Consider the following 15,587-nt stretch of genomic DNA (forward strand, 5'->3'; position numbering starts at 1 on the left):
GAAGCCTCCCGCTTCAATTCCTTTGATTTAGCGACCGATCCCGCCGCTGTCTAGTGATTCAACAGAGCCGTTTCATTTGATTTCGTCCACCAGTATCATTTGATTTCGTCCACCAGTATCATTTGATTTCGTCCACCAGTATCATTTGATTTCGTCCACCAGTATCATTTGATTTCGTCCACCAGTATCAAATTGACCCCCTCCCACGACTGAACTCGTGGGCTCTCTCCTGTACTCTCTGTAGGGGGCGACGCCGAACGCGTATCCTTAAAAGTCCGCGTCTCGAAATGTGCGTATGAAACACGTCACAGTGCCGAAGGACCGGATCGGCGTCCTGATCGGCGAGGGGGGTGAAACGATGCGTGAGATCGAAGCGCGCGCGGAGGTCCGCCTCGATATCGACTCCGAGACGGGGTCGGTCCGCGTCGAGTCGGTCGGCGACCCGATCACCGGCCTCAACGGTCCCGACATCGTCAAGGCGATCGGCCGCGGGTTCGCCCCCGAGGACGCCCTCCGGCTGCTCGAAGACGACATGCAGATGTTCGAACTCGTCGACATCGAGGCCGCGACACGCAACAAAAAGGACCTCCGGCGGAAGAAGGGCCGGCTCATCGGCGAGGGGGGCCGGACCAGAGAGCTGATGGCCGAACTCAGCGGTGCCGACGTCGTCATCTACGGGACGACGCTCGGAATCATCGGCTCACCCGAGCAGGTCGACGCCGTCCGCAGCGCCGCCGAAATGATCCTCGACGGCGCGCCCCACGGCGCGGTCTACTCGTTCCTCGAACGCCGCCACAACGAGATGCGCTCGAACGACATCGAGTACCACCAGTTCGCCGACGGCTCCCGGTCGGCGTGAACCGTCTCGGCCTGCTCCGGCGGTAGAACGGACGGGACGATACCAACGGACCCGCCGACAGCCCGAAACCGTCCGACTGCGGCGCGAGCGCCGGAACCGCGACGACCGAATATAAAATAGTTTTGTGCGGAGGTGTCACACGGTGATCCGGGACCCGTCCGGCGGTTTTTCGTCCGGCGTTTCAGCAAGATTTATATAGAACCACAGACAATCATTCGGACGACTATGGCACAACAGATGGGCAACCAGCCGATGATCGTCCTCTCCGAGGAGAGCCAGCGAACCTCCGGACAGGACGCACAGTCGATGAACATCACCGCCGGAAAAGCGGTCGCCGAGTCCGTACGTACGACGCTCGGCCCCAAGGGGATGGACAAGATGCTCGTCGACTCGACGGGTAACGTCGTCGTCACGAACGACGGCGTCACCATCCTCGGTGAGATGGACATCGAACACCCCGCAGCGAACATGATCGTCGAGGTCGCAGAGACACAGGAGGAAGAGGTCGGCGACGGGACGACCACCTCGGTCGTCGTGGCTGGCGAGCTCCTCTCGCAGGCCGAAGACCTCCTCGAACAGGACATCCACGCGACGGTGCTGGCACAGGGGTATCGCCAGGCCGCCGCCGAGGCCAAAGAGATCCTCGGCGACATCGCGATCGACGTCGACGCCGAGGACACCGACGTGCTCGAATCCATCGCCGCGACGGCGATGACCGGCAAGGGCGCGGAGAACTCGAAGGACCTGCTCTCCGAGCTCGTCGTCGACTCGGTGCTCGCGGTCGCCGACAACGACGATATCGACACGGACAACATCAAAGTCGAGAAGGTCGTCGGCGGTGCCGTCGACGAGTCAGAGCTCGTCGAGGGCGTCCTCGTCGGCAAGGAGCGCGTCCACGACAACATGCCCGCGCTCGTCGAGGACGCGGACGTCGCGCTGCTCGATACGGCGATCGAGGTCAAAGAGACCGAGATCGACGCCGAGGTCAACGTCACCGACCCCGACCAGCTCGAGCAGTTCCTCGAACAGGAGGAAAAACAGCTCCGCGAGATGGTCGACACGCTCGTCGACGTCGGTGCGGACGTCGTCTTCTGTCAGAAGGGCATCGACGACATGGCCCAACACTACCTCGCCCAGGAGGGTATCCTCGCGGTCCGTCGCGCGAAGAAGTCCGACATGAAAGCGCTCGCGCGCTCGACGGGCGGCCGGCTCGTCTCCAACATCGACGACATCACCGACGACGACCTCGGCTTCGCCGGCTCGGTCACCCAAAAGCCCATCGCGGGTGACGAGAAGATCTTCGTCGAAGACGTCGAGGAGGCCCGCGCGGTCACGCTCATCCTCCGCGGCGGCACCGAACACGTCGTCGACGAGATCGAACGCGCCATCGAGGACAGTCTCGGCGTCGTTCGTACGACGCTCGAGGAGGGCAAGGTCCTCCCCGGCGGCGGCGCTCCCGAGATCGCGCTGGCGCTCGGCCTGCGTGACTTCGCCGACTCCGTCGAGGGTCGCGAACAGCTCGCCATCGAGGCCTTCGCCGACGCGGTCGACGTCATCCCGCGGACGCTCGCCGAGAACGCCGGGCTCGATCCGATCGACTCGCTCGTCGAGCTTCGGAGCCGACAGGCCGACGACAGCACCGCCGGCCTCGACGCCTACACCGGCGACGTCATCGACATGGAAAGTGAGGGCGTCGTCGAACCGCTCCGCATCAAGACGCAGGCCATCGAGTCCGCCACCGAGGCGGCCGTGATGATCCTCCGCATCGACGACGTCATCGCCGCGGGCGACCTCAAGGGTGGCTCCAGCGACGACGACGACGACGAGGCACCCGGCGGCCCCGGCGGCGCAGGCGGTATGGGCGGCGGCATGGGCGGTATGGGCGGCGGCATGGGCGGCGGCATGGGCGGCATGATGTAGGCCGCGCTCCGCGAGTACCGACTCCACGTCCGCCCCCGAGGCCGCTGTCGAATCGCTCGAATCCGTTCGAACATCACTATTTTTTCCCGAGACGGCCACCGCAAAACGGAGCGCGTGTCGTGACACGAGATCGACTGCCACAGCCGGGCCGTCCTGCGATCCCCGATAGGTTTTTGTCGGTCGCTCGGTAAGAACTGTCATACGACACGCCCATCGATGAGCGAACAGGACCCCGTCTTCGGCTTCGAACCGCTCGAGGATCCCCCGGGCGTCGAGGTCGTCGACCGCCTCGAACGGCTGCGGTACCGGCTCCACGCCGACCGACCGGTCTCGCCGACCCCGATCGACACCGACCCGTTTTATTTTCCCGTCGACAGCGCGGTCGGGATCACGGCCGGGGAGGTCGTCCTGCCGACGGTCGTGACGGTCTGTGTCCGAAACGACGCGGGCGAGATGGTGACCGAGGTCGGCCACCTCGAGGAAGGATCGGTCGGCGAGGGGAGCTACGTCCTCGAGTTGGGCGCACAGATCAAGACCTACGTCGAAGTCGAGGGACCGATCGAGATCACGGCGACGCTCCTGGAGACGCGCATCGAGTTCGACGGGCCGAGAGAGTTCCGGATCGGCGCGCAGTCGTGGCACGACCGGCCGACGGCGACGGTGACGACCACGGCCGATCCCCACGACGTGATGGCCGCGGTGAGCACGTTCGGGTCGGCGCTGAAGACCACCTCCCCGGAGCGGTCGTTTCCCTCCCTGCGGGGACATCCCCCGGCGGTCGAACTCGGCGACCGACTGGATGTGCCGGACTCGGTCGAGTCCCCCGAGACGGGGATCAGCTTGGAGCTCCCGCCGACCCGGGGAGCCGTGTACGCGGCCGCGCCGCTGGCGTACTATCTGGGTGCCGACGTCGTGGCGGGACCGGAGCCGCGGTTGGTGACCGATACGGGCTTCGAGTACTCGCTTTCCTCGCCGAAGTCCTTCGAGGAGAACGTCGAGCGGACGCTCAAGCGGCTCTTCGTGTTGGACTGTGTCACCCGGACCGAGGGGCTCTACGAGATCGATCTACGCGCCCGCAACGACGTCGAGCAGTACGTCGACCTCGACTGGGGTCGGCTCTACGAACGGCCCCTGGCCGAGCAGGTGGCGACGTACCTGGAGGTCCCGTACGCGCTCGTCGAGGACGTCGTTCCGGAGTGGCGACTGACGGTTCACGTCGAGACGACGGACGAAACCGTCGAGCAGTTGCCGTTCGTCGTCGACGACCTCGCGGTCGTACGGACGGCCGATACGCCCGACACGGCGCAGCCGGAGGCCGGGTCCACGGCGGCGCTGACGCGAAACGGCGTCCTCACGCGGTCGGTCGCCGGGCCGACCGACGCCGGGGCAGAGAAGCCGGCCTACGTCCAGCCCCGGTCGTCCGGCTCCCTCGAACAGGCCTGGATCGGCGACCGCATCCCCATCGGCGCGAGCAAGCTGACGGCGGCGGCCTTCCGGAACCGCCTCGATCGGGAGACGACCGAGGGGGACATCTCGATCACCATCGTGTTGAACGACCCGCGGATGCGCGAGGAGCGCGACCTCGTCGGCGACGTCTACGGCGACCGGGAGAACCTGCCCTTCGACGTCCGGGTGCGGCGGGATCTGACCGTCGAGGGACTCCGCGAGGCGTTCGGGGCGGACCGAAACTTCCTCCACTACATCGGCCACACCGAGCGGGACGGCTTCGAGTGCGCCGACGGCACCCTCGATGCGTCGACGCTCGGATCGACCGGCGTCGACGCGTTCCTCCTGAACGCGTGTAACTCCTATCGCCACGGTCTGGAGGTCATCGAGGCCGGGGCAGTCGGCGGCATCGTCACGCTGAACGACGTCCTGAACGACGGCGCGGTACGCATCGGCGAGTTGATCGCCCGGCTGTTGAACGCCGGCTTCCCGCTCCGCGCGGCGCTGACGATCGCCCGCGAGGAGTGCGTCCTCGGCGGCCAGTATATCGTCGTCGGTGACGGCGGCGCGACCGTCACGCAGGCCGCGGGCCGGACCCCGAACGTCCTCGACGTGACACCTGAGGGGGACGGCTTCGAGGTCGAAATCAAGACCTACGCGACCGACGAGGCGGGGCTCGGAAGCGTATTCAAACCGCACATCAGCGGCAACGGGGAGCACTTCCTGAGCTCGGGTGAGATCGCGTCGTTTCACGTCTCCCAACAGGAGCTCATCCGGTTTTTCGAGCTGGAGAACGTACCGGTTCGACACGACGGGGAACTCTCCTGGAGCCACTCCTTGACAGTCGACGATCTGCGGCGGCCAATGTCGCCGCAGTACTGACACCGCCCTCGCTTAGCTTTACTCGTCGCAGTCGTGGTCCCAGAGGATGCCGATACAGCCCAGTTCGTCGTGGTACTTGATCGAGCCGCCGTGGACCTCGACGTGGATCCCGTCGCCGTTGGCCCGCTCGCCGGTGAACTCGTACTCGAAGGTATCGTGGGCTTCCGGATCCATCTCGATGAAGGTCCGTAGCGTCGATTCGGCCGCCTCGTCGGCAGCGATGACGACCGGCGATGCCCCGACGAGTTCTTCTTGTGCGTACCCGAAGACGTCCGCGAACCGTTCGTTGACGTAGACGAACTCGTCGCCCTGGACGATGAACACGCCGGCTAGATCCTGTTCGACCAGCCGCCGGTACCACGACAGCGTCTCCCAAAACTGCTGTCTGGCCCGGTAACGCTCGATGACGTTCCTGACGCGGTTCGCGAGCACCTCGTATTGATCGGTGCCGGCCCCCTTCTGCATGTAGTCTGTGACCCCCGTGGCGATAGCCTCGCTTGCGATCTCCTCGCTGCCCTTGCCGGTGAAGAGAATAAACGGGAGGTCCGCATACCGGTCACGGACGATCTCGAGGAACTCGATCCCGTCGGTGGTCGGCATGTCGTAGTCGCTGATGACACAATCGAAGGCCCCGTCCTCGAGGCGGTCGAGCGCCTCGACGACGGTCGTCGTCGTCGAGACCGTGAGATCGTCGTCGATCCGCTCCAGATAGGTCGCCGTCAGGTCGCTTATCGCCGGATCGTCGTCGACGTGGAGGACGCTGACCTCTTTTGTGTCCGCGTCCGCGGACACCGGAACCGGCACCTCGATGGCGTCCTGATCGAGGCCCTCCGGTATCTCGCCCCTGAGGAGGGGTGGTTTCCCATCTCGAAGCGGGGGATCACCGCTGAAGGCCGAACGGGAGATCGCCACCCGCTCGCTCCGTTCTCGCTTGCTCGTGTTCATGTGTGGGATCAGCCCTACCACCGGGTACTCCCCATGCACCTAAATATGTTGTATACCCGGCCAACACGTCGGCGCTCCGAGCACCCCTGTGGGATTCGGAGAAGGGACCACCCGGCGACGAGTGAGAGCCGCCTCCGGCGACCATCGGGGCAACGGGTGAGAGCCGCCCCGGTTCCGTGGCCGTTCCCCCGGCCCGGCGTCGACGGGGGCTCCCGAACGGTCGTCGGTACCGACTACCGCCCGCCCCGGCACCGTTCGTCGCACCGAATCACCTTTTGCATCGAGCCGGCCCCGATCGAGCGGCGGACATCGCCGTATTCTCCTTTTCTGTGGAACAGTTGCGTTCATCGCACAATTTTCTTAAACTTTTAACTTAATCTAATTAAAATTATGTAGGAAAGTATCAAATAAATTTAATATCAACCCGGTCGGTTGGTATCCTGTATCATGTCAGATACAGACATCGCGGCGTACCTGCGCGAGCACCCTCGAATGATGGGCGTACTGTTCACACTGACTGTCCTGCTCACGCAAGTGGGATCCGTTGCGGCGACGGCGAACGGCAGCACGATCAGTTAGACCCGCGGACGCGGCGACGTTCTTTTTCCGGGAAATCGGACGGACAGCGACGAGCTGACGGACTCGTTCGCCGATGGGAGCATCGATAGAGCCGCGTCGCTACCGCACCGCGGCCGTCGCCCCGCGCATGACTTCGAGTGCCTCCTTCAGCGTCTCGACGTCGGTCGCATAGGAGATCCGGGCGTGGCCGGCCCCACCCTCGCCGAAGGCCTCGCCGGGGACGACGACGACGCCGCGGTCGATGACCTCGTCGACCCAGCCGTCGGGGACGCGCGGCATCGCATAGAAGGCACCCTCCGGCGTCGGCACGTCGAGGCCCATCCCTTCGAGGCCCTCCAACACGACGTCGCGGCGCGTCTCGAAGGCCGACCGCATCTCCTCGACGCGGCCCTGTGGCCCCGAAAGCGCCGCCTCGGCGGCGTACTGGGCGGGCGCGGACGCACAGGCCTGGACGTACTGGTGGACCCGGAGCATCCGCTCGATTCGTTCGGTGGAGGCACTCACCCACCCGAGCCGCCAGCCGGTCATCGAGTAGGCCTTCGAGCAGGCGTTGACGACCGCGACGTTGCCCGAGTCGGTGAAGTCGGCGGGCGAGTGGTGTTCGCCATCGAAGACGAACGGTTCGTAGACCTCATCGGAGAGACACAACACGTCGTGTCGGTCCGCGATTCGGGCGAACTCGCGCATGTCGTCCTCGCTTTGGACCGCACCGGTCGGGTTCGCGGGGCTGTTGACGACGAACAGCGCCGTCTCGTCGGTGATGGCGTCCTCGACGGCGTCGGGTGCCATCGTGAGGTCCTCGCGCAGGTCGACGGGCTTCGGTTCGCCGCCCGCCAGATGCGTCAACGCCTCGTAGGAGACGAAGCCGGGGTCGGGGTAGACGACCTCCTCGCCCGCCTCGACGTGGGCCTCGATGGCGATGTGGAGTGCCTCGCTGCCGCCCGCGGTCGCGATGACGTCGTCGGGATCGACGGAGAAGTCGTTGTCCCGGTCGTGTTTCGCCGCGATGGCGTCCCGTAACGACTGGGTGCCCTTGTTGGACGTGTAGGCGTCCGTCGCCCCCGATTGGATCGCCTCGATCGCCGCCTCGCGGGCGTGATTCGGGGTCGGAAAGTCCGGTTGTCCCAACCCGAGGTTGATCGCGTCCTCGCCGGCCGCTTCGAACACCTCTCGGATGCCGCTGATCGAGATCCGCTCGACGCGGGATGAAAACCGACTCATACGGACGGGGGCGTCCGGAACAGCCATAGTTCTGCCGTGTCGCCGCGGGAGGCGGTGGACGGAGAACGCACGGCGGAGCGGCGTCACGGGGGACCCCAAATAGCAGCAATAATATCCTGTATATCGGACGATCTTTCGAACGGGCAGCCCCGGATAGACCACGTTATAGAGGGCCTCTACGTCCGATCCTACGTTCCGCCTCCGTCATACGTCGGGTCCAGCGCTACCGCTACCTGTCAGTGAATACGTATGGCCCCCGTATTCCCTATACGGATGGAATTCGACTTCTCACGGCGCGAGTATCTCGGCGGGCTCGGTGCGGCACTGGCTACCGGGAGCGCGGGCTGTCTCGGAAGCGGCGGCGGCGGCTCGCTGGAGGAACTCACCGTGGCGTACATGCCGATCTATCCCGATCTACAGTATTTCGTCATGGAGGGCGAGGGCTACCTCGGCGAGATCGACGCCGAAATCGACGGCCGGGAGTTCACGGACGGGCCGGCGATCGTCCAGGCCTACGGCGGCGGCGACGTCGACGTCGCGATGTTCGGCATCGTCCCCTCGATGATCGTCATCGACCGGGGGATCCCGGCGCAGGTGACGGCGGCGAACATCGTCGAGCCGATGGGGATCATGGCCGACGAGGAGTTGCAGTCGCTTTGGGCCGACCACGGAGCCGACGCCTTCGACGTCTGGGCGGACGAACACGGTCGACGCTTCCGGTTCGGGACGTTCCCACAGGGGTCGGTCCCGGACGTGTTGCTCCGGTACTGGCTCGGGGACGTCGTCGGCGTCGACCCCGAGTCGGCGGTCGACATCATCGAGATCAACGGCGCGAACGCCGTCTGGCAGGCGATTGCGGGCGGCGAGATCGATGGTACGTCGATCATGGAGCCGGTACCGACGATCGCCGCGGAGGAGGGTTCGGACGTGACGATGTTCCGCACGGCGAGTGAGATCATGCCCGGACAGCCCGCGGCGGTGACGCTCATGAGCGACGCGGTCAGAGAATCGCCGCTCGCGGCGCAGTTCGTCGAACAGCACGTCCGGGCGACGGAGTTCATCGCCGATAACCCGGACGGGACGGCCGAGCACGTCGAGAGCGGGATCGGGATGCCCGCGGAGCGCGCCCGGCGGGCCCTGGATTCGCCGCTGTCGAACTTCGTCACCGACCCGCGGGAGATCGAGAGCGGGACGGAGGTCTTCGCCGAGTTCGCCCACGACAACGGCCAGATCGACGAGCAGCTGACGACCGAGGGGATCTTCGATTACGATGTCTACGACAGCATATAATCACCGACACGGTGAGTGAGCACACGGATGGCAACGAAGACCGACGTAGACGAAGCATTCGACGGGTACGTCGAGGGCTCGCTCGGGGCGATCGACCCCCGGCGGGCGGTCCTCGGGACCGCCGGGATCGCCGGCTTTCTCGCGCTGTGGTGGGCCGTCTCGCTCACCCAGCCCGCGTTCGTGTTGCCGTCGCCGGCCGCCGTCGGCGAGACGTTCTACGCGGAGGCCGCAAGCGGCGAGATGGCGACCGCGATCGGCCAGAGCGTCCGTCACTGGATCCCAGGTGCCGCGATCGGGACCGGCCTCGGCGTCGCGGCCGGGGTCGGTCTGGCGTGGAGTTCTCTCGCCGACGACGTCTCCGCGCCGATCGTCCGGACCCTGCGACCGGTGCCGCCGCTGGCGCTCATCGGCTTTGCGATCGCGTGGTTCGGTATCAACCACGCCGGGGCGGCCTTCATCATCGCCGTCGGCGCGTTCTGGATCAACTTCTACGCCGCCTACGGGGGCGTCGAGGGCGTCTCCGAGGACCTCCTGGACGTCGCCCGCAGCCTCGGCGTCGAGGGCGATTTCGAGTTGCTGCGATCGGTCGTCGTCCCCGCGGCCTCCCCGGAGATCCTGACGGGGATCCGGACGGGGATCGGGCGGTGTTGGATGCTCGTCGTCGCCTCCGAGATATTCGGCGTCCCGGGCATCGGACGGCGCATCCTGCGCGCCTCGAACAACCTTCAGGTCGACGTCGTGATCGCGTACATTCTCGTGTTGAGCCTGCTGTTCTTGCTCGTCGACGTAAGCTTCAGGGCGGTCCAACGGAGGTTGCTCGCGTGGCGATGACGGCCCACGGTACGCACGTCCGGGTCGCGGACATCGCCAAGCACTACGAGGGCACGGAGGGACCGATCCGGGCGCTGGAGGACGTCTCCTTCGGCGTCTCGGAGGGCGAGTTCGTCTGTCTCGTCGGCCCCTCCGGCTGTGGAAAGACGACGCTGTTTCGGATCATCGCCGGCCTCGAATCGGCGACGGCGGGCGACGTCTTCTTGAACGACGAGCGAGTCGACAGTCCGACGCCGGACATGGGCGTCGTCTTCCAGGAGTATCACCTCTTTCCGTGGCGGACCGTCCGGGGGAACGTCGCGTTCGGCCTCGAAAAAAGCGACGTCGCCGGTGAGAAACGCGGAGAACGGGTCGACCGCCTGATCGAGTTGGTCGGCCTCGAGGGGTTCGGCGACAGCTACCCCAAAGAGCTCTCGGGCGGCATGAAACAGCGCGTCGCCATCGCGCGGGCGCTGGCGGTCGATCCCGACTTGCTGCTCATGGACGAACCCTTCGGTGCCGTCGACGCCCAGACGCGCGAGATGCTGCAGACCGAACTGCTCGACATCTGGCGCGAGACCAAAAAGACCGTCCTCTTCGTCACCCACGACGTCGAGGAGGCGGTGAAACTCGCCGACCGGATCGTCGTGATGGCCAAGGAGCCGGGGCGGGTCCGGGAGGTCGTCGACGTCGATATGTCGCGCCCGCGGGTCCGCTCGGACGCCGAGTTCGGCCGCTATTACGAGCGCGTGCTGGGGCTCATCCGCGGCGAGCGGGCCGTCTGAGGTTCACTCGCTCTTTCGCGCCTCGCGGAGTTCCTCGATGTGGCGTTCGAGCCTGCGGAGCGTCGCGTCCGCGTCGGCGTAGCCCTCCTCGTACTCGCCGTAGGCGTCGTCGGCCTTCTTTAGGAAGCGCTCGATGGCGTCGGCGGCGTCGGTCATGGCTGGTATTCGGTCGGTCGGGTCAAAAGCCGGACGGTGTGAAATCGATTCGATGCGCACGGCAGCGCCCGTTTCGGCCGCCGAAACAGGTCACGACTTGATAATCGGATCGTGTGAATCCCGCATAATGGCTGTATCTCCCGCTCGCCCGCCGCTGCGCGTGCGCCGGTTCGGAGCGGTCTGTCTCTGTGTCGCCCTCGCGGCGCTCGTCGGTGTCGGGCTGGCCGGCGGGACGGCGGCGGCACAAAGCGCGGCGACGATAGAAAACGTGGCAATCGACGACGACGAGGGCCTCGCGGGCGTCACGGATACCCACAGGGTGACCGTCGAGACGGCGAACACGGCGGGGACGGACGCGACGGTCGAACTCGATTTTACGGGGTGGCCCGCCGATCGGACGGAGAACATCGACGTCGTGACCGGACGGACGGTGGAGGGGCCGACGGACGACGGCGTCCAACTCAAACCGGAGGGCGGGACGGTCGTCGTCGACATCAGAGTCACGCACCCGACGACGGCGGGCGACGTACCGATCGAGGCGGCTCTCATCGGGGACTCCGGCGGTCGTCTCGGGTCCGAATCGGCGTCGATCACGGTCGAGTCGGTGGACTTCGAGCCGTCACTCGGTAGCACCAAAATCGACGCCTTCGGCGCGGAAGCGGATCACACCACCGAGTTGACCGGACTCGACAACGCGCTGCCGTCCGACGTCGTGGTGATCTCGTCGCCGGATCTGACCGACGACGAACTGTTCGAGATCCTCGACGGGGACGAACGGGAGACCGTCTACCGTCGCGGTGGCGAGATTCGTCTCGAGCCTCCCGCGACGCAGAGTGAAACGCCGATCGAGCTGTCGTTTCGGGACTTCGATGCCGCGAGCTACCGGTTCGATCTCTACCCGGAGCGGTTCTCCGAGGACTGTTCGGAGCTGCCGCCGAATGACAGATGTCCGCGGCTGGAACTCGACGTGATCGAGCCCGACGTCGAGGGGTCGTTCGATACCGACCGCCACGAGGTGTCGGCCGGCGATATGGTGACCGTCGATATGAGTATCAGCGGCGTCGACGGGGGGTATCTACTCGTCGGTGCCGACCACAAGGCACGGGAGGGCAGGCCGACCAACCTCTTCGACATCGTCTACGTCGAGGGGGGAACGTTGACGATCAACACCCGCCTGCTCGGCACCAGCGCCGATACCGAGGACGTGTATATGACCGACGGTACCGTTCGGAGTTACCTCCATGACCCACCGACGGGCGAAACGGAAGGGGGAGGCGAAAAACGCCTCTCGGAGGTCCGCTTCAGGGGCGAGGACGGCCGCCGGACCTGGGAGAGCCTGACGACCTTCCGCGAGGAGATGGGGATGGGACCGCTGCCCTGGCCGGTGCAAGCCGAGCGCTACCGGTTCGTCCTCGGCGCGGACGGGACCGTCGAGTTGCGCGAGGACGGCATCGCCGACTTCGCTCATCCGATCGCGCGCTCGAACCTGCAGATGACCGAACCGGGCGTCGAGTCGGTCGAGACGTACGTCGCCCCCCGCGGCCCGGCAAACGAGTTCGAGACCCCCGGCGATATTGGCTCACTGACCGACGGGATGACCCAACGGGAGACGGTCGCAAAGGAAGACCGGCTCGTCTTCGAGGTGAACGCAACCGGCATCTACGGGGCGCTTCATCACCTCGCCGGCGAGGAACCGGACACGTTCGAGGAGGGGATCCACCCCGAGGTGTTTCAATCCCTGCTCGGTCTCACGGACGAGGGGATCGTCCTCGAAGCCCTCCAGACGGACATGACGTCGAACGAACCGCGGACCGAACTCGACCTCGGTGGGGCGACGGACGGCGAGGCGTACGTGCTGCCCGACATCGACGAGAACAACGAACGCGTGGTCGACGGGCGGTTCTACCTCGTCGTCGACACCCGGGACGCGGGCGCGTTTGAAAACGCGTTCAGCGACGGCGAGAGCGACGACTTCGAGTTCGAGTACGGCTACGAATCCCCGCCCGAGGAGCGCTACCGCTTCGGCAACGACGCGCTCTCGACGCGACCGGAGCCGTTCGACCCGGAGTCCGAACCGACCGAGGACGGCACCGAACACTACCCGTATCTGAACCGGGCGGAGACCGGCACCACGGAGACGGTCCCGTTCACGGTCGCGGAGTCGTACGCCGAGTACGACCGGACGACGAATCAGGGTCAAGTCGCGCTGTCGAACGGGACGAACGTCACACTGACCGGCGAGACGAACGTCGCGCCCGCCTCGGAGTTCTACATCCAGATCGTCGCCGACGACCGCTCGAATCCGACGCGGATCACCATCGACGACGTCGACGTCGACGAGAACGGCACGTTCGAGGCCACGAAGGACCTCTCCGTGCTCCGGGTCGGGGAGGGCGTCGAGGTGGAGTTCTACGCCGAGGACCGCATCGTCGACAAGCGCGGCGGGGTCGTAAGCGGCGACCGCGGGACGCCGAGTCGCTTCGTGATACGCGAGGCGCCCGACCGGGTGACCGCCGGAACGGCCGACCGGGTGACGGTCGGAGCGGTGATCGAAAACACCGGGGCCGCGACGGAGTCGAAGCCGGTCGATCTCCGGATCGGCGGCGCGGACGTCGACTCGGTCCGGCGGACGCTCGCCGGCGGTGCGAACCGATCGGTCGAACTCGACGCCGGGACGCTGGAGGAGGGCACCTACCGGTACGTGCTCTCGACGCCCGACGACGAGGCCGTCGGCGAGTTGGCCGTCGGGCGTGCGGCTCCGGTCGGCGTGGTCGATACCGAACGCGACGACGGCGATGAGGGCGGCGAGGACGGTACCGACGACGGCGATGAGGGCGGCCAAGACGGTACCGACGACGGCGATGAGGGCGGCCAAGACGGTACCGACGGCGACAACAGCGACGACCCGGGGCTCCCGACCGACGACGTGCTCGGGATGCTCGGGGCGCTCGGGGCGCTCTCGGGTGCCGTCGGGGCGGAACACGCCGTCGGCGGGGCGGCGGTCGTCGGCGGGATCCACGTGCTCGGCTACTGGGTATGAGGTGGCGACGACGTCCCCTTCGGGCGGGGCGTCACCGCGGCCGTCGGTCGGGGGACCGTCGCGAGCGGAGGGCCGGCGACAGGAGAAGCCGGCGCGGGCGCGCCGGGCGGCCTCGGGGGCATCGGACTCCACAAGGGATATCCGACGCACTCACCCAGTAGTGGCATGGGCGAACACGGCCGTCGTCGATTTCTCAAGACCGCGAGCGTCGGCATGACCGCAGCGATCGCCGGATGTGGCTCCAGCGAGGACGCCCCGGCCCAATCGAGCACCGAGGATCGGGTGACCGTCACCGTCGGGATCGAACCCGATCGGGACGCCATCCAGACCAGCCAACAGGAGCTCATCTCGGAGGTCGAAGCGGGCAACGTCACGCAGGCGGAGGCCGCAGAGCAGTTCTCCGAGGAGCGATCGAAGATCCTCGCCGAGGCGGCAACAGAAGCACAGGAACGTCTCGAATCCAACGGCGCTGAGATTGAGGCCGTCGACGAGGAAGCGAGTCTTTTACGGGCCACCGGCGATCCGGCGGCACTCGTCGGGATACTCACTGACGATCGGATTTCGGCTATCCTGGAGGCCAGCGCCTACGACGAACTCACCGAGTCGGCGGACGGCGGCGACAACGCGACGGCGGACGACGGCGCGGACGGGAACGCGACGGACGAGTGAGTCGCGGCCACCCGCATCCGAGCGGCCCCTGTGTCGGTCACGCCGTCGTTGCCCCCCGCAGCGTCCGACGAAAACGATCGGTCACGCCGCGCTGTCTCCGTCCCCGCAGCGTACCCAGTCTTTTCATTTCACCCGATCCACGCCCGCTCGAAGGCGTCGTAGAACGGCTCGTCGGTCCGGACCCGGACGTACGCCCCACCCTGGGCGACCGTCGCCGACTCGATGGCGTCCCAGTGGGCCTCCAGGCGCTCCCGGTAGCGGCGCTGGGTGCGCGGGCTGAAGTACGTCCGACGGCTGGCGTCGGTTTCGAGACCCTCGAAGATCGCCTCGCCGTCGACCGGCGGCGACAGCGCCTCGGGTGCGACGGCGTGGACGACGAGGACGTCGTGGCCCGATAGCGCCTCCACGCCCGCCTCGAAGACCTCGGGGTCGAACAGACAGTCGCTCGCGATCACCACGAGCGATCGGGAGGTGATCGTCCCGGCGTAGGCCGACAGCGCCGCCCCGGGGTCGGCCCGGCCGTCCAACGTGACGTCGTTGAGCCGGTCGATCACCGACAGCAACGCCCCGGTGGTCGCGGCTCCGCCGTCGAGTCGCTCGTGGGTCTCCCCGAACGTCGACAGCCGGAAGTCGTTGTGTTCGGACGCGAACAGATAGCAGTATCCGAGCCCGATCTTGGCGGCGGACTCGAACGTCGCCCGGTCGGCGAAGGCCATCGATTCGCTGCGGTCCAAGAGGACGTGGACCGTGAGGTTTCTCTCGGTCTCGAACTGCCGGACGTAGAGTTCGTCGCTGCGGGCGTAGACCGTCCAGTCGATGAGGCGGGTGTCGTCGCCGGGGACGTAGCGCCGGTGGTCGCTGAAGACGAGCCCCTCGCCGAGCTCCGTCGAGCGCTGCTCGCCGCGCTGTCGGGACGAGCTCCGGCGGTCGATCTTCGGGTCGAAGCGATCCAGCACCGACAGGAAGTCGGGATCGATCGCCATCG

13 protein-coding genes are annotated in these 15,587 nt (G+C 66.5%); 9 read left to right on the top strand and 4 right to left on the bottom strand.

All coding sequences use genetic code 11. The features are described from left to right. The first annotated feature begins 295 nt into the window (after nucleotides 1–295). The 3 genes from HZR14_RS09740 (at nucleotide 296) to HZR14_RS09750 (ending at nucleotide 5,107) form a co-directional block, all read left to right on the top strand. Nucleotides 296–859, top strand: coding sequence for a KH domain-containing protein (locus tag HZR14_RS09740; RefSeq protein ID WP_181692680.1), 564 nt, complete (start codon nucleotides 296–298; stop codon nucleotides 857–859). 237 nt (nucleotides 860–1,096) lie between these two features. Next, nucleotides 1,097–2,779 carry a thermosome subunit alpha gene (gene thsA / locus HZR14_RS09745; RefSeq protein WP_181692762.1) on the top strand — a complete coding sequence of 561 codons (1,683 nt, stop codon included), beginning with the start codon at nucleotides 1,097–1,099 and terminating at the stop codon, nucleotides 2,777–2,779. A gap of 216 nt (nucleotides 2,780–2,995) precedes the next feature. After that, on the top strand, nucleotides 2,996–5,107 hold the full coding sequence (locus HZR14_RS09750; protein ID WP_181692681.1) for a hypothetical protein: 2,112 nt from the start codon (nucleotides 2,996–2,998) through the stop codon (nucleotides 5,105–5,107). Nucleotides 5,108–5,125: 18 nt separating this feature from the next. On the opposite strand, the gene HZR14_RS09755 is transcribed toward HZR14_RS09750, so the two are convergent. Further along, nucleotides 5,126–6,091, bottom strand: coding sequence for a response regulator (locus HZR14_RS09755; RefSeq protein ID WP_370464973.1), 966 nt, complete (start codon nucleotides 6,089–6,091; stop codon nucleotides 5,126–5,128). Between the two features lie 408 nt (nucleotides 6,092–6,499). Here HZR14_RS09755 and HZR14_RS14410 point away from each other — a divergent pair, with 408 nt between their 5' ends. After that, nucleotides 6,500–6,631 carry a DUF7503 family protein gene (locus HZR14_RS14410; RefSeq protein ID WP_255479228.1) on the top strand — a complete coding sequence of 44 codons (132 nt, stop codon included), beginning with the start codon at nucleotides 6,500–6,502 and terminating at the stop codon, nucleotides 6,629–6,631. A gap of 99 nt (nucleotides 6,632–6,730) precedes the next feature. On the opposite strand, the gene HZR14_RS09760 is transcribed toward HZR14_RS14410, so the two are convergent. Beyond that, nucleotides 6,731–7,852, bottom strand: coding sequence for a pyridoxal phosphate-dependent aminotransferase (locus tag HZR14_RS09760; protein WP_181692682.1), 1,122 nt, complete (start codon nucleotides 7,850–7,852; stop codon nucleotides 6,731–6,733). 273 nt (nucleotides 7,853–8,125) lie between these two features. Here HZR14_RS09760 and HZR14_RS09765 point away from each other — a divergent pair, with 273 nt between their 5' ends. Genes HZR14_RS09765 through HZR14_RS09775 form a run of 3 tightly spaced genes read left to right on the top strand, consistent with a single transcriptional unit; the run spans nucleotide 8,126 to nucleotide 10,737 of the window. Then, a complete protein-coding gene (locus HZR14_RS09765; RefSeq protein ID WP_181692683.1) occupies nucleotides 8,126–9,142 on the top strand; it encodes an ABC transporter substrate-binding protein in 1,017 nt (338 codons plus the stop codon). Between the two features lie 27 nt (nucleotides 9,143–9,169). Continuing rightward, on the top strand, nucleotides 9,170–9,973 hold the full coding sequence (locus tag HZR14_RS09770; RefSeq protein WP_181692684.1) for an ABC transporter permease: 804 nt from the start codon (nucleotides 9,170–9,172) through the stop codon (nucleotides 9,971–9,973). Beyond that, the gene (locus tag HZR14_RS09775) at nucleotides 9,970–10,737 is read left to right on the top strand and encodes an ABC transporter ATP-binding protein (protein ID WP_181692685.1); all 768 of its coding nucleotides are present in this window, start codon (nucleotides 9,970–9,972) and stop codon (nucleotides 10,735–10,737) included. Before HZR14_RS09770 ends, HZR14_RS09775 begins: the two co-directional genes overlap by 4 nt. Before the next feature lie 3 nt (nucleotides 10,738–10,740). Here the strand turns inward: HZR14_RS09775 and HZR14_RS09780 are convergent, their stop codons facing one another. Continuing rightward, nucleotides 10,741–10,893 carry a hypothetical protein gene (locus HZR14_RS09780; protein WP_181692686.1) on the bottom strand — a complete coding sequence of 51 codons (153 nt, stop codon included), beginning with the start codon at nucleotides 10,891–10,893 and terminating at the stop codon, nucleotides 10,741–10,743. A gap of 127 nt (nucleotides 10,894–11,020) precedes the next feature. On the opposite strand from HZR14_RS09780, the gene HZR14_RS09785 reads away from it, so the two are divergent. Further along, nucleotides 11,021–13,933 (top strand): BGTF surface domain-containing protein, encoded by a 2,913-nt coding sequence (locus tag HZR14_RS09785; protein ID WP_181692687.1) that lies wholly within the window; start codon nucleotides 11,021–11,023, stop codon nucleotides 13,931–13,933. 165 nt (nucleotides 13,934–14,098) lie between these two features. Continuing rightward, the gene (locus tag HZR14_RS09790; RefSeq protein WP_181692688.1) at nucleotides 14,099–14,602 is read left to right on the top strand and encodes a hypothetical protein; all 504 of its coding nucleotides are present in this window, start codon (nucleotides 14,099–14,101) and stop codon (nucleotides 14,600–14,602) included. A 128-nt stretch (nucleotides 14,603–14,730) separates the two neighbouring features. Here the strand turns inward: HZR14_RS09790 and HZR14_RS09795 are convergent, their stop codons facing one another. After that, the gene (locus tag HZR14_RS09795) at nucleotides 14,731–15,585 is read right to left on the bottom strand and encodes a DUF58 domain-containing protein (protein ID WP_181692689.1); all 855 of its coding nucleotides are present in this window, start codon (nucleotides 15,583–15,585) and stop codon (nucleotides 14,731–14,733) included. Nucleotides 15,586–15,587 lie beyond the last annotated feature (2 nt).

The organism is Natronomonas salinimetallica (assembly GCF_013839515.1).
Taxonomy (GTDB): Archaea; Halobacteriota; Halobacteria; order Halobacteriales; family Haloarculaceae; genus Natronomonas.